The organism is Micromonospora sp. RTP1Z1, assembly GCF_033804685.1.
Lineage (GTDB): Bacteria > Actinomycetota > Actinomycetes > Mycobacteriales > Micromonosporaceae > Micromonospora.
In genome coordinates, this window is the sequence record NZ_JAPFQV010000024.1 from 1 (window position 1) to 13,023 (window position 13,023).

Here is a 13,023-nt window from a genome sequence, read left to right on the forward strand (position 1 = left end):
CCGCCAAAATCGACGGTTCGGACAAGCTGAGCGCCACGAAGCGCGCCGAGCTACGCGGGGTGATCTCCACCAAGCCCGGCCTGCACCGCTACCTACGTGTCACACCCGGCGGCCTGCTGCGCATCGAGCAAGCGGCGGTCAAGGCCGAGGCGCGCCTGGACGGTAAGTACCTGCTGCGCTGCTCCGACCCGAAGCTGAGCGCCGAGGACATCGCCCTGGGCTACAAGCAGCTCCTCGAAGTCGAACGTGGCTGGCGCGACATGAAGACCACCCTGGACCTGCGGCCGGTGTTCCACCGCCGCGAAGACCGCATCCGCGCCCACATCCTGCTGTGCTGGCTGGCGCTGCTGCTCATCCGCGTCGCCGAGACCACCACCGGCCACACCTGGAGCAAAATCCGCGCCGACGCCGAGCGGCTGCACGTCGGCGTGTTCACCGGCGCCGCCGGCACCTTCCGCCAGCGCACCGAGCTGTCGCAGCCCCAGAAGGCCCTGTTCGCCAAGCTGAAGATCACCGAACCGCCACGCGTCATCAACGCGACACCCGCAACCGCCTGACCAGCACGAACACCCCGGCCTAGTGACACGCCATGTCACCGGGCCGACCCGTGTTTGCCCAGCTCAAGCCCCAGATTCGCGGACTATATCGAAGCGAAGCTGCGGAACGCAGGCATCTCAGGCCGTCCACAGGCCATGAACATCGATCAGGCCACGGCCGAGGATCGCGTCCACCGCCCGCCTCGTACGCGCCTCGCTCTCCGGCATGAGATGCGTGTACGTACGCAGCGTGAATCCAGGATCGTGGTGGCCGAGATACTCCGACGAGACACCCCCGTCCGAGCTGCTACCTCGACCACGGGTTCTCCGGCCCGCACCGCCAACACCGCCCGATACCGCTGCTCCACGATCGACAACTCCACCAGCGCCAATCCCGGCCTCCCCAGCCCGCGATGCCCGCAACCATCACGTGATGAAGAAACCGAATATCGATCATGTCAAGCATCTGGTGGGACGCCACTGATGCTCCTATGGATAGTCAACCGGCATTTTGTGTTCACGAGGCGACTCGTGGTCTGGGCAGTGCGTGGTAGATCTGCCGGGCGATGAAGCGTTTGAGGCATCGCATGATCTCTTTGTTCGACAGGCCTTGTTGCCGCCGGCGGGTGACGTAGGCGCGGGTGTCGGGGTCCCAGCGGAGGCGACACAGGGCGACGGTGTGCAGGGCGCGATTGGCCCAGCGGTCTCCGCCGCGGTTGAGCCGGTGACGGTTGGTGCGCCCGGAGCTGGCGGGGATGGGGGCGGCGCCGCAGAGGTGGGCGAAGGCGGCCTCGGACTTCAGCCGTTGCGGGTTGTCGCCGGCGGTGACCAGGAGCTGGCCGGCAACGTCGATGCCGACCCCGGGCTGTGCGACGAGTTCGGGTGCGGCGGCGGTTACCAGCGGGGCAAGATCACTGTCGAGTTCGCTGATCTCGGCGGAGAGCTGCTGGTGGCGTCGGGCCAGCCGGCGCAACGCGGCCTTGGTGGCCTGGACCGGGTCAGCCAGATCGGCGGTGGGACGCAGCCGGGCGCAGGTGGTGATCAATGCGCCGGTGGGAAGGGTGCGTAGCTGCTCGCGTAGCTCAGCGGGGCCGGTGGTGAGCAGGGCGCGTAGCTGGTTGATCGCTTGGGTGCGGGCCTTGACGGCGCTGCGGCGGGCCACCCGGAGAGCGCGGATGGCCTCAATGCGCCCATCGCGGCTCTTCGGCGTGCCAGTTGCCCGGCCCGACAGCGCGGCCAGGGCGGCGGCGTAGGCGTCGACCGGGTCGGACTTGCCCTTCATCCGGCGGGTCTTGCGGTCAGGTCGATCCACCTCCACCACGAGCACGCCGGCCTGATGCAGAAGCCGCGCCAATGCGGCACCGTAGGCACCGGTGCCTTCCACACCCACCCGGTCCAAGTCGCCGAAGCTGCGCAACCACGTCAACAGGTGGCGGTATCCCTGCGGGGTGGTCGGGAACTGTCGATCGGCCAGCTGGCGGCCTACCTTGTCGACCACCGCGGCGTGATGGGTCTCGCCGTGCGTATCGACTCCACCGACGATGCGCTGCGCTTGCTGGCTGTCCTGCGTCATGCTGATCTGGCCGTCCCTTCGCTGACACCGGTGGGCGGCACGCGCCGGTCGGGCGGGCGGACAAGACAGCGACGGGGCTTCTCGCACAAGCTCCTGAGGTCACGACGCCCGTTCGGCCGCGTGCGGGGCGACGCCACTGAACCGGCCGACGAATCACTCGCAGGACAGCAACCTTCGCGTCGGTCAAGCATCGGGTCAGACCGGCCCAGCAGCGTCCCCCTGGGTGTCAGGGTTGGGTGAGTCCAGTGGTTCAGAGCAAGTAGCCCTCCCGGGGCGAGGATGGATTCTCCTTCGATGACGATTCCCAGCACAGATATGTCCGTCAGGCACGATGGGGCCATGACGACGGAAGGACCCCGATCAGACCGGCCACGGCGGCGGTCGTTTCCTCCGGCGGAGAAGCTGCGGCTGCTCGCCGAGTATGAGCAGGCCGTTGCCGACGGCGACGGCAACGGGTATCTGCGCCGTAACGGCTTGTACTCGTCGTTGATGAGTGAGTGGCGCCGTGCCCGTGATGCCGGCCTGCTCGAGGGGAAGAAGCCCGGTCAGAGCGTCGGACGCCCGAGTGGGGAGCAGGCCGAGATCGCCCGGCTGCGCCGCCAGTTGGAGCTGGCGAACCGCAAGATCGCCCGGACTGAGGCGGCGTTGGACATCATGGGAAAAGCACACGCGCTCTTGGCCGAGATCTCCGAGAGCGCGGACACCGACACCAAGCCGACCAAGCCCTGACCGACGCCCACACCCAGTTGCTCGCCGCAGCGACGTCGACCCGAAGTGCGGCCAGGCTGACCGGGATCGCCCGCAGCACCGCCCACCGACGCGCCCGCACCCCTGATGGGCGTGCGCCGGCGCCGCGGCCGGCGCCGGTGAACCGACTGTCCGACGCTGAACGCGCTCACGTTCTGGCGGTGCTCGACAGCGACCGGTTCGTCGACACCACCCCGACCGAGGCATTCGCGACGCTGCTCGACGAGGGCGTCTACCTGGCCTCGATCTCCACCCTCTACCGCATCCTGCGCACCAACGATCAGGTCGTCGACCGGCGCCGCCAGGCCCGACACCCCACCCGGGCCCGTCCAGAGCTGACCGCGACCGGGCCGGGGCAGGTGTTCACCTGGGACATCACCAAACTCCCCGGCCCGGCCAAGGGCGTCTACTACGACGCCTACGTCATGATCGACATCTGGTCGCGATACATCGTCGGGCACCACGTCGCCGCCAGAGAAAGCGCCGAGATCGCCCACGACTTCATCTCCGAGATCATCACCCTGCACGGCGTCCCGCACGTCGTGCACGCCGACCGCGGCACCTCCATGACCTCCACCCGCGTCGCCACACTCCTGGCCGACCTGCACATCACCCGCACACACTCCCGACCCCGGGTCAGCAACGACAACCCGTTCTCCGAAGCCGCGTTCAAAACCGTGAAGTACCACCCCACGTTCCCCGAACGCTTCGGATCCCTGGCCGACGCCCGCGCGTTCTGCGACACGTTCTTCGCCTGGTACAACCACGAACACCACCACGCCGGCATCGGCCTGCACACCCCCGCCGACGTCCACTACGGCCACGCCGCGACCCAACAGAAACAACGCGAACAGGCCCTCGACACCGCCTGGACCGCCCACCCCGAACGCTTCTCCCGCCGACCCAGACCGAAAACGCTGCACCTGCCCGACGCCGTCTGGATCAACCCGCCCGAACCGGCAACCGATCAACCGCTACCCCAAGCGGCGTAACACCCACTGGTCCCACCGACCTTGACAAGTTCCGTCCCCGACATCCTCGCTGTCAAGCATGTCCCGTGACGGGACAGACGCTGCCTGTGATCTGTCGCCGAATTGGCCTGTACTGGATCAAGGCGGCCCGCAAGCGGGCCGGGCCGGCCGGCCGTGTCGAAGGCCGTTGGATCAAAGCCGCTCGCGGAGAGCTGGAAGGCCATACGCGCTGATGGCGGCGACGACCTCGCTCGCAACATTCTTGGCAGCAGCGTCTACGTGCAGATCCCACCAGACGTCCTTGTTGATGGGCATCAGATGGCCCAGGCGGCAGGACCAGACGGAATGACCGTAGAAGGTGCCCGGCGACGGCCTCTCCGGTAGGTGGCTCTGCTCACGCCTGCGCGACTCCCAGACGAGCCGTGACACAGCGCAGAGGTTGACGGTCAACGTCAGGGACTCGCTGGTGTTGAACCGCGAGGATTGGAACCCGAGCAGCGCCCAGGACTCCGGGTCCGGCAGGCTGTACCGCGAGCCCGATCCCTTGAAGGCGAGGGCGCGTAGAGCGGGGGCAATATCGTCGCGCAGCATCGCACGATAGGTAGTCTGCACATCGCCCACGTCATCACCCGTTCTGGTCTGGGAACCAAAACCTAGCGTCAAGCACGACTGACTCGGGGCGCTGCCCCGGACCCCGACCCTCCCTCGGAGATCAGGACGGAGCGTGCGCCGGGCGCTTGGGGATGGCATCCCTGGGCCACCCATGGGCCAGTAGCGGCGGCGCGCAGCGGTCACGAACGGGCACGAGCCGCAACACCAGCGGCCGCCGGCCGCAGGCGTTCTGGGCATCACGACCAGTTGAGCACGCTCTTCCAAACTGACGGTGCCGGTTGACTTCCAGAGGAGCCTGGGGGCGGTCAGGCCGGAAGCTCGCTGTCAAGGACGAACCGTTCCGCTTCGGCGATCAGAGCATCCAGGTCCGTCGGGGACAGTTTGAGATCTTCGACCAGGTAGGTCATGAGCTGGAGCCGAAGGACGACGATGTCGCCGGTTGCCAGGTGGCCGACTAGGCCGGAGGCGCCGAGGGCGGACCGGATCAAGGCCTCCGCATCGGGGGCGCACAAGCCGGATTCGGGCCACAGCAACAGCCGTGGCTGCGCAAGGAAGCCGCGGATCTCGGCGACCTCATCACTGTCGTGGAAGCGACGTACGACGAGCAGGCGGAAGACTTCGTACAGGAACGGGTAGAGGAGTTGCTGCGCCAAGTCGTTCCGGTTCATCTCGTTCCGCCAGGTGAAGAACCCGGGGTTATCCCGCCGCGCAACGGCGCCCAACATGTTAGCGATGATGGAGCTCGGGCCCGGATCCACGGGCACGACCATGGCACATGGTGAAAGCGCGGCAGGGCGCGCAATCGGCCGGGCGTCATGCCCGTGGCGTGCCCGATGCGGTGGTCGACGACGGACAACCGCAGTCAACGATGACAACGGCGACCAGGGCGTGACCTGGAAGAGGGCCAGGCAGGCGGACCGCCATCGACCTCTGATCGACATTTCCTAAACCGTGGTCGCAGTCCCAGCACGGTCCGGCGCTAAACGGCCTAGTCGCCGACGAATCGGAGACGCAGGTCTGAATCGACGCGGCATCGCTCGGCGAACCCTCGAATGACGTCGAGCACCTGGCGCTCGCCGACGTTCTGGACGTTCGCAACGAGAACATCCAATTCGCCGAGGAACTGAGTCATCTCAGCGGGCGTGAGTTCCAGCAGCCCGTAGGGGTCGATGCGGTCCACCATCGGAGTCCTGCCGCCGTGCTGCGAGCGCTCAAGCACGGCAGCGAACCGGAAGTGCGGGTCACCTACTACAGCTACTTCAAAATCCCGCCGGCGGCGCGGGCTCGTGCCCAACTGTTCGACCCTGATCAGCTCAACGTCCACGCCCACGCCCGGAAGGCTAGCAACGGCATCTAACGGCAGACGGCCGACCATCGGCTCCGCACCACGGGCGTGCCGTTCCGCTCGCCCCCGGTGCAGTCCCTCCGAGTAGTTGGTTGCCGAGCTGGCTGCCGTCGAGCGGGTGACAGCAGCGGGTGACAGCAACGGCGCTGGACGGACCGACGCAGCAGCGGACGAGTAGAGCGCTGAGACCAGTAGTTGCCGACCCTTCTGGACCGAGCCGGACAGCCCGGCCGAGGCTACGGATCAGATGGGCGCGTGCATCGACAAGGAAACGCGAAGGCGAGGCCGTCAACGACCCTGCATACTGCGAGCCACCATGAGTGAGCCGTTTGTATTGCAGCCCTCCGGCGGTGCGCGACGGGTCGTCCATGCGCCGCAGGATCCGTACGGTGACGGCTACGTCTACACGATCGCGACTGAGCTGCACGAGCAGGGTATGACCGCTTCGACGGTCGCCAAGATCGACGGCCTCTATGCCGACCTGGCTACGACGCTGTCCGGATTCGTTCAGGGGCTCGCAGCGGACTGGCATGGTTGGAACGGGGTCCGTACCTGGACGTCCATGGAGCGCGAGCTCGCGATCGATGCCCGGCACGACGGACGAGGATACGTGTCGCTGGGCGTGACTCTCCGGGCTCCCGGTCTCGACCTGGAGGACACAGCCTGGTCCGCTAGAGCGGTCTACGTGCTCGAAGCGGGGGAGGAGATGACCCGCTTCGCCGGTGACCTCACCCACCTCCTCCGCACGTAGCCGCCAGGTCGACCACGTGCCATTAGCGTGCCATTGGTGAGGGCGAACCGGTGGTAGACCAGGCCACGTAGGACCGGGGCGACCAGCCCGCGAAGCCCCTAAACAGGCGGGAATCGACAATTCCCAAGCTGACAGTGCGGGTTCGATTCCCGTCACCCGCTCCAACGTGAGGCCCCAGCTCAGGACCGGTTTCCTGGCTGGGGCCTCATTCGTTGCTATCGCTGCCCGTGCTTGCCGTGCCCGTTACGTGCCCGATCCCGGCCCTGTTTGATCTGCGAGCTGAGCGCGTCGGCGATGTGCTCGTCTCTGTCGCGGGCGGTGTGCTGATAGATCATCGCGGCGCGGGTGGAGGCGTGACCCATCCGGCGGCCAGGTTTAGAGGTCGCGCGGAATGGGTGGTGGTCATGGGCGCCGGGTGGGACGGGTGTCCCACCGGTAGATGGTCCACGCGCGTCGGGTCAGGCTACGGACGGTGATGATCGTATCGGCGAGGTCGAAGTAGGCGTCGATGACTTTCTCGGTTCGTTCGTAGCAGCGTTGCAGCCGGTTGAACGCGTTGTGCCAGCTGTTCGTCCGCTCGACGTGCCACCGTTGCCCGGCCTGGATGGGTGCTTTGTCTCCCTTGTGGGCGATCTTGCCGGTCAGGCCGCGTTCGGCGAGCAGGGTGCGGGTGACGGCGGAGTCGTATCCCGCGTCGAGGTGCACGGTGACCTCGTCGGGCAGTGGGCCCAGGTCGTCGAGGTGGTCGAGGGTGGGGCCGAGCAGCGGTGAGTCGTGCCGGTTCGCGCCGGCCAGGACCCGGCCCAGGGGGATGCCGTAGCCGTCCACCATCGATGAGCGTTTCATGCCTTGTTTGCCCCGGTCGACCGGGGACCGTCCGGCGCAGTCACCGCCGCCGGGGGCCTTGGTGATGCAGCCGTCCACGGCGATGTCGTCCAACATCAGGCCGACGAGCCGGTCGTAGGCTTCCACCGCGATCTGTTTGAGCTGGGCGAACAACCCGAGCGTGATCCACTCGTCACGACGGTTACGGATCGTCGTGGCCGCGCATGTGCTGTCGGCGATCGCCTCGTAGGAGCAGCCGAACCGCAGTACCTGGATCAGCTTGTCGAACACGATCCGGTCATCGACCCGCCTGCGGTGGCAGCCCAACGGATGGGTCGGCTGGTAGGTGGGCCGATCGGGTAGCAGCGCGGCGAACTGGACCCACAACGGCTCGATCAGCCATGCTGGGATGGCAGGCACAGAACCTCCCGTGATCACGAGGCGTAAGCACCTTCATGATCACCGGTTCTGTGCCTGCACCCGTTCAGACGCGCCGGGCAACCTCACCATTCCGCGCGACCTCTTAGTCGAGGTGACCGGTGGGGTCGCTCTCTCATCGGCTGCCCATGAGAGGTCATCTGGCTGCGGCGGGATCGCGGGTACCGCCGCCACGGACGCGTGACCGGGCCGTTGTGCCACGCAATACCTAGCAGTACTATGCACAATACTTCTAGGGTATGGAACGGGGTGAGTTCTCGTGAAGGTCGCCAAGGATCTGGTGGCCGCCTCGGCGACACCGATGGTGCTCGGCATCCTGGCCGAGGGGGAGAGCTACGGCTACGCCATCCTCAGGCGGATCAACGAGCTGTCCGGTGGCGAGCTGGACTGGACCGAGGGGCTGCTCTACCCGTTGCTGCACCGGCTTGAGCGCCTCGGCTATTCGGAGTCGAGCTGGCAGTCGGTAGCCGGCGAGCGGCGGCGCAAGTACTACCGCATCACTGACAAGGGCCTGGCTGAGTTGGCCGAGCAACGCCGCCAGTGGGACACGGTCACCGACGCGCTCAAGGAGATCTGGCTCGGCCTCGGCGACCGCAGGCCGCTGACGGCGATCCCGCTGGGGTGCCGGGCATGACGGCGCGGGAGGGTCAGGAGGAGTTGGAGGCGCAGTTCGGGCAGTGGCGTCAGTACGTACAGCGCCGCAGGGAACTGCAGCCGTCCGACGCCGACGAGCTCGAAGACCATCTCCGCGGATCCGTCGACGAGCTCATAGCTGCAGGCCTGAGCCCGGACGAGGCGTTCCTCGTCGCGGTGAAGCGGATGGGCAGCCTCGACGAACTGTCGCGCGAGTTCGCCCGGGAGCATTCGGAACGGCTGTGGAAGCAATTGGTGCTGACCGGCGACCCTGACAGCCCGGCGGCGGACACGCGGTCGCGGCGGGACCTGTGGGCGATGGTCATCTGCGCGGCGGGCGCGGCGGCGTCCATCAAGGTGCCGGAGCTGTTCGGGTTGAGGTTGGCGGACGACGGCGCGTTCTACGCGCGGAACTTCACCCTGTTCGCCCTGCCCTGGCTGGCGGTCTTCCTGGCCTGGCGCCGACAGGCCCGACGCCCGCTGATCGGGACACTGGTGGCGCTGTTCGGGCTCGGTGCCGTGGCGGCCAACGCCTACCCCCTGGCCGAGGAGTCAAAGTCGCTGGTCCTCACCAGCATCCACCTCCCCATCGCCCTGTGGCTTGTGGTGGGTCTGGCCTACGTTGCCGACGACTGGCGCTCCTCGCGCCGACGCATGGACTTCATCCGCTTCACCGGCGAGTGGCTCATCTACTTCGTCCTCATCGCCCTCGGCGGCGGTGTGCTCAGCTTGTTCCTGTTCCACACCTTCAAAGCCATCGGGATCATCCCGCAGGAGTTCATCTCGCAGTGGCTCCTTCCCTGCGGCGCCGTGGCCGGGGCTGTCGTGGCCGGGTGGCTGGTCGAGGCCAAGCAGAGCGTGGTCGAAAATATCGCCCCGGTGCTCACGCGGCTATTCACTCCGCTGTTCACGGCAGCACTGCTGGCCTTCCTCGTCGCCGTCGTCTGGACCAGCCATGGCATCAACGTGGAGCGCGAAGCGCTGATCCTGTTCGACCTCCTGCTGGTCGTGGTGCTGGGGCTACTGCTCTACTCGATCTCAGCCCGCGATCCGCTGGCCCCGACCGGCCTGTTCGACAAACTTCAGCTCGCTCTCGTGGTCAGCGCGTTGGCCATCGACGTACTGGTACTGCTCGCGATCACCGGACGCATCACCGACGAGTACGGCACCACACCCAACAGGGCTGCCGCGCTCGGCGAGAACGTCATCCTGCTGGCCAACCTCGCCTACTCGGCGTGGCTGTTGCTGAGGTTCATCCGGCGGCGCACACCGTTCGCGGCGCTCGAGCGCTGGCAGACCGGCTACCTACCCGTGTACGCCGTGTGGGCCTGGATCGTGGTCCTCCTCTTCCCTCCGTTGTTCAGCTATGTCTGACCGAGAAGGTCCACCCCATGACGGCGACGTCGACGACCCCATCGGTGTGACAGGCCTGCCGCCCTGCTCAGGCCTCAAGTCCAGAGCAGGGCCTCTTTCCGCTCCGCCAGCCCGCCCTTGTCCTCCGAATCAGTGGGTCGACTGTTGCATGATCCAGATGGTCAGGGGCTCCGGCACGGCGCGCACCACCTCCCAGCCGGCGCGGCGGTACACCTCGACGTTGGCGGGGTTGCTGGTCTCCAGGATCGCCGGCAGTCCGTCCGCGGCGGCGCGACGCAGTCCGGCTCCCATGACAGCGTGGCCCCAACGACGACCGGCCATGGCGGGATGGGTGCCCAGGACGCCGAGGTACCAGAACGGGGCGGTCGGCAGGGCGGCGTGCACGGCTTCGTCGTAGGCGCGGACGCGGGTCAGTGCGTCGGCGGGGAGGTGGGCGGCGAGACTGTCCTCCGGCGACCCGCTCTCGGCTGCGGGAGGTTCCCAGATAGCGACCGAGGCGCCGCGTCCGATCGTCCAGACCGTCCCCTTGTGCACCCGCTTGTCGAAGAGGTGCCCGAAGAAGGCGGCGGCGTACCGCGGATAGGTCGCCTCGCCCGGGAACAGGTACCGCAGCACGGGATCCTTGGTGAAGGCGACGACCAGCGAGCCGACGACACGTCGACGGTCGGCCGGGGTGGCGACGGTGATCTCAGGTGCTGTCACAGCCTCCGACGGTATCGCGTTCCACGGACGAAGAGCCCGGCCAGAACCGCAGTCCCCGCCGGGGCTTTTCGGTGTCCGGAAGTTCGAGGCTCAGGCGGCCGGTGGGTACCAGCGGAGCTCGACGGTGTTGCCGTCCGGGTCGCGTACGTAGATCGAGGTGGCGCTGCCCCGCGCCCCGAACCGCGGCACCGGCCCGACCAGCACGTCGAAGACACCCGAGTCGATGACCTCCGGCCAGTCCAGCGGCTCCACCACCAGGCAGATGTGGTCGACGTTCGATTCGCCGCGCCGACCGTGGACCAGGTCGATGATGGTCTCCGAGGTGACCCGTACCGAGGGGAAGGGGACCTCGCCGGCCCGCCACCGGTCGACCCGGACCGGCTCCAGCCCGAGTGTGCCGCAGTAGAAGCCGAGGGCGCGTTCGACGTCGGCGACGGTGAGCACCAGGTGGTCGAAGGCCGTCACCCGCACGCCGGTCACCTCGCCTCCAGCTCGTGCGCCCGGCGCAGCCAGTCGGTGAAGAGGGCCGGGTCGACCTCGTCGACGGTACGGAGCCGCACCGAGGCCATCTGCCGGGCGCCGCGGGTGAGCCGCCCGGAGGGGTCGGTGATCTCCTGCCCGCGCCACAGTCCGAAGGTGACGTACGACGGGTATGCCTTGAGCAGGCAGACCGGTCGCTGCCCGGGCCGGTCGCCGAGGCTCCAGGTCGGGTGTCCGTGCCACATCGCGCCGGTGGCGTTCGGCAGGCCGGCGTCGATGACCGGTCGTAGCTTCTCGCCGACCTCCCGGAGCGGGGCGTCGAGGCCGGTCAGGTAGTCGGTGATGGTGTTCACGGGGGCTCCTGTCAGTGCGGAACGGGACGACTCCACACTCGTCCCGACGCCGATCCGGACCAAGCCCCGGTCGGGCTACGATCGTTTACTCAGATCGAACGATGGGGGCGGCTTGCTGGAGCGGTACGAGGCCGAGACGTTGCTGACCCTGGCCGAGGAACTGCACTTCGGGCGTACCGCCGAGCGGCTGCGGGTGACCACCGGCCGGGTCAGCCACGTGGTGAAGAAGCTGGAACGTCGGATCGGGGCGCCGCTCTTCGAGCGCACCAGCCGGGTCGTCCGCCTCACCCCGATCGGTGCCCGGCTCGCCGACGACCTGCGCCCCCTGATGGGCGGAATGGAGGAGGCCGTCCGGCGGGCGGTCGAGGCCGGGCGGGGCGTCACCGGCGAGCTGCGGGTGGCGTTCCTCGGCGAGTGGACCGCCCCGGTGCTGCTCCGGGCGGTCAGCCTCTTCACCGAACGTCACCCGGACTGCGCGGTGCACGTCCACGAGGCGCAGCTCGCCTCCACCCGGTCGAGCCTGCTCGACGGCTCGATCGACGTGCTCATCGCGTCGTACCCCTTCGACGGCATGGCCAACGGGCCGGCCCTGCTCTCCGAGGGGCGGGCGCTCGCGGTGGCCGCCGGCCATCCGCTCGCCGGCGAGGAGTCGGTCTCCCTGGAGGTCCTCGCCGACCACCCGGTGGTGCAGTACCCGGCGGTGACCTCGGCCGAGTTCAAACGCGACCGTACGCCGGAGCGGACGCCGTCTGGGCGGCCGGTGCCGAAGGGACCGGTCGGCAACACCTTCTCGGAGATGCTCTCCCTGGTGGCGATGGGTCGCGGCGTGCTGCCGGTCGGCGAGCACACCCGTCGGTACTACCCGCGGCCGGACGTGGCGTACGTGCCGATCCACGACGGGCCGCCGATCCGGCGCGGTCCGGTGTGGCGGGAGACCAACACCACCGCCCGGGTACGCGAGTTCGTCCGGGCCGCGGTCGACGCCAATCCGTCCCCGGCCGGCTGACGGCTGTCGTACCCGGCTGACAGCATCCGGGACATGCGGGTGGAAGCAGAGATCCGGGAGTTGGTCGAGGCGGTTGCTCCAGTGGACGAGGTGGAGGCGTGGCACCGGGCGGAGAGCCTGGCCTGGCTGGCCGGGACCGACGACATCTTCCGCCGGGAGAAGCCCCGCACCCCCTCGCCGCACCTGGTGGCGTACTTCCTGCTCCACGACGAGGCGGACGGCAGCGTGCTGCTGGTCGACCACCGCAAGGCGGGAATGTGGCTGCCCAGCGGCGGCCACGTCGAGCCGGGTGAGCATCCGGCCGAGACCGTGCGCCGGGAGATGGTGGAGGAGTTGGGCGTGCCGGCCGTCTTCTCACCGCGCTTCGGCGAGCGTCCGGCCTTCCTCACCGTGACCGACACCGTCGGCGCGCCGGAGGAGCGGCACACCGACGTCAGCCTCTGGTTCGTGCTGAGCGGAAGCCGGGACCAGAAGCTGATCCCCGACCCGGGTGAGTTCCGTGGCGTCCGCTGGTGGACGCCACCGGAGGTGACGGCCGCGGCCCCGACGACGGTCGAACCGCACCTGAGCCGGATGCTGGCCAAGCTGGCCGCCTGATCCGGCCCGGCCCGGGGTCGATCGCCAACCCGAGCAGCGGGTGATCGACGCCTGGCCACGCGTCTTGACCTTGACCCTGG

Annotated in this window: 15 protein-coding genes and 2 pseudogenes; 7 read left to right on the forward strand and 10 right to left on the reverse strand. The window is 68.2% G+C overall.

Going from position 1 to position 13,023, the window contains the following annotated elements; genetic code table 11:
* Nucleotides 1-557 (forward strand): annotated as a pseudogene (locus SLP03_RS14185) (transposase); the annotation flags it as partial.
* Nucleotides 558-811: 254 nt separating this feature from the next.
* Here the strand turns inward: SLP03_RS14185 and SLP03_RS14190 are convergent.
* Together SLP03_RS14190 and SLP03_RS14195 are read right to left on the reverse strand one after the other, a co-directional pair.
* Nucleotides 812-913: pseudogene (locus SLP03_RS14190) on the reverse strand (helix-turn-helix domain-containing protein); the annotation flags it as partial.
* Nucleotides 914-1,053: 140 nt separating this feature from the next.
* Nucleotides 1,054-2,109 (reverse strand): IS110 family transposase, encoded by a 1,056-nt coding sequence (locus SLP03_RS14195; protein WP_319461057.1) that lies wholly within the window; start codon nucleotides 2,107-2,109, stop codon nucleotides 1,054-1,056.
* Nucleotides 2,110-2,403: 294 nt separating this feature from the next.
* On the opposite strand from SLP03_RS14195, the gene SLP03_RS14200 reads away from it, so the two are divergent.
* A protein-coding gene (locus SLP03_RS14200; protein ID WP_319461058.1) for an IS3 family transposase occupies nucleotides 2,404-3,848 on the forward strand; the annotation gives its coding sequence in 2 pieces (ribosomal slippage) (nucleotides 2,404-2,773 and nucleotides 2,773-3,848; 1,446 coding nt in all).
* Between the two features lie 171 nt (nucleotides 3,849-4,019).
* Here SLP03_RS14200 and SLP03_RS14205 read toward each other — a convergent pair.
* From SLP03_RS14205 to SLP03_RS14215, 3 genes are all read right to left on the reverse strand, one after another.
* On the reverse strand, nucleotides 4,020-4,448 hold the full coding sequence (locus SLP03_RS14205) for a DUF4304 domain-containing protein (protein ID WP_319461059.1): 429 nt from the start codon (nucleotides 4,446-4,448) through the stop codon (nucleotides 4,020-4,022).
* 296 nt (nucleotides 4,449-4,744) lie between these two features.
* On the reverse strand, nucleotides 4,745-5,164 hold the full coding sequence (locus tag SLP03_RS14210; RefSeq protein WP_319461060.1) for a hypothetical protein: 420 nt from the start codon (nucleotides 5,162-5,164) through the stop codon (nucleotides 4,745-4,747).
* A gap of 263 nt (nucleotides 5,165-5,427) precedes the next feature.
* Nucleotides 5,428-5,769 carry a hypothetical protein gene (locus tag SLP03_RS14215; protein ID WP_319461061.1) on the reverse strand — a complete coding sequence of 114 codons (342 nt, stop codon included), beginning with the start codon at nucleotides 5,767-5,769 and terminating at the stop codon, nucleotides 5,428-5,430.
* A 331-nt stretch (nucleotides 5,770-6,100) separates the two neighbouring features.
* On the opposite strand from SLP03_RS14215, the gene SLP03_RS14220 reads away from it, so the two are divergent.
* Entirely contained in the window at nucleotides 6,101-6,535 is a 435-nt protein-coding gene (locus SLP03_RS14220; protein WP_319461062.1) for a DUF6228 family protein, read from the forward strand.
* A 215-nt stretch (nucleotides 6,536-6,750) separates the two neighbouring features.
* On the opposite strand, the gene SLP03_RS14225 is transcribed toward SLP03_RS14220, so the two are convergent.
* Entirely contained in the window at nucleotides 6,751-6,897 is a 147-nt protein-coding gene (locus tag SLP03_RS14225; protein WP_319461063.1) for a hypothetical protein, read from the reverse strand.
* A 40-nt stretch (nucleotides 6,898-6,937) separates the two neighbouring features.
* Nucleotides 6,938-7,780: an IS5 family transposase gene (locus SLP03_RS14230; RefSeq protein WP_319461064.1), complete on the reverse strand. Its 843-nt coding sequence runs from the start codon at nucleotides 7,778-7,780 to the stop codon at nucleotides 6,938-6,940.
* A gap of 277 nt (nucleotides 7,781-8,057) precedes the next feature.
* Here SLP03_RS14230 and SLP03_RS14235 point away from each other — a divergent pair, with 277 nt between their 5' ends.
* On the forward strand, nucleotides 8,058-8,432 hold the full coding sequence (locus SLP03_RS14235) for a PadR family transcriptional regulator (protein WP_109801855.1): 375 nt from the start codon (nucleotides 8,058-8,060) through the stop codon (nucleotides 8,430-8,432).
* Nucleotides 8,429-9,805, forward strand: coding sequence for a permease prefix domain 1-containing protein (locus SLP03_RS14240; protein ID WP_319461065.1), 1,377 nt, complete (start codon nucleotides 8,429-8,431; stop codon nucleotides 9,803-9,805). Before SLP03_RS14235 ends, SLP03_RS14240 begins: the two co-directional genes overlap by 4 nt.
* Nucleotides 9,806-9,934: 129 nt before the next feature.
* Here the strand turns inward: SLP03_RS14240 and SLP03_RS14245 are convergent, their stop codons facing one another.
* The 3 genes from SLP03_RS14245 to SLP03_RS14255 all read right to left on the reverse strand — a co-directional run bounded on the left by SLP03_RS14245 (nucleotide 9,935) and on the right by SLP03_RS14255 (nucleotide 11,340).
* Nucleotides 9,935-10,507 carry an N-acetyltransferase gene (locus SLP03_RS14245; RefSeq protein WP_319461066.1) on the reverse strand — a complete coding sequence of 191 codons (573 nt, stop codon included), beginning with the start codon at nucleotides 10,505-10,507 and terminating at the stop codon, nucleotides 9,935-9,937.
* 90 nt (nucleotides 10,508-10,597) lie between these two features.
* Nucleotides 10,598-10,978 (reverse strand): VOC family protein, encoded by a 381-nt coding sequence (locus tag SLP03_RS14250; RefSeq protein WP_319461067.1) that lies wholly within the window; start codon nucleotides 10,976-10,978, stop codon nucleotides 10,598-10,600.
* A 5-nt stretch (nucleotides 10,979-10,983) separates the two neighbouring features.
* A complete protein-coding gene (locus tag SLP03_RS14255) occupies nucleotides 10,984-11,340 on the reverse strand; it encodes a DUF1801 domain-containing protein (RefSeq protein ID WP_319461068.1) in 357 nt (118 codons plus the stop codon).
* 112 nt (nucleotides 11,341-11,452) lie between these two features.
* Between SLP03_RS14255 and SLP03_RS14260 the strand changes: the two genes are divergently transcribed.
* Both SLP03_RS14260 and SLP03_RS14265 read left to right on the forward strand, forming a co-directional pair.
* On the forward strand, nucleotides 11,453-12,346 hold the full coding sequence (locus tag SLP03_RS14260; RefSeq protein WP_319461069.1) for a LysR family transcriptional regulator: 894 nt from the start codon (nucleotides 11,453-11,455) through the stop codon (nucleotides 12,344-12,346).
* 33 nt (nucleotides 12,347-12,379) lie between these two features.
* Nucleotides 12,380-12,943 carry an NUDIX hydrolase gene (locus SLP03_RS14265; protein ID WP_319461070.1) on the forward strand — a complete coding sequence of 188 codons (564 nt, stop codon included), beginning with the start codon at nucleotides 12,380-12,382 and terminating at the stop codon, nucleotides 12,941-12,943.
* Nucleotides 12,944-13,023: the final 80 nt, after the last annotated feature.

Excerpts from the sequence above, each read along its gene's own strand:
- SLP03_RS14240 (WP_319461065.1), top strand. The coding sequence starts at position 8,429 with ATGACGGCGCGGGAGGGTCAGGAGGAGTTGGAGGCGCAGTTCGGGCAG.
- SLP03_RS14225 (WP_319461063.1), bottom strand. The coding sequence starts at position 6,897 with ATGGGTCACGCCTCCACCCGCGCCGCGATGATCTATCAGCACACCGCC.
- SLP03_RS14210 (WP_319461060.1), bottom strand. The coding sequence starts at position 5,164 with ATGTTGGGCGCCGTTGCGCGGCGGGATAACCCCGGGTTCTTCACCTGG.
- SLP03_RS14195 (WP_319461057.1), bottom strand. The coding sequence starts at position 2,109 with ATGACGCAGGACAGCCAGCAAGCGCAGCGCATCGTCGGTGGAGTCGAT.
- SLP03_RS14220 (WP_319461062.1), top strand. The coding sequence starts at position 6,101 with ATGAGTGAGCCGTTTGTATTGCAGCCCTCCGGCGGTGCGCGACGGGTC.
- SLP03_RS14265 (WP_319461070.1), top strand. The coding sequence starts at position 12,380 with ATGCGGGTGGAAGCAGAGATCCGGGAGTTGGTCGAGGCGGTTGCTCCA.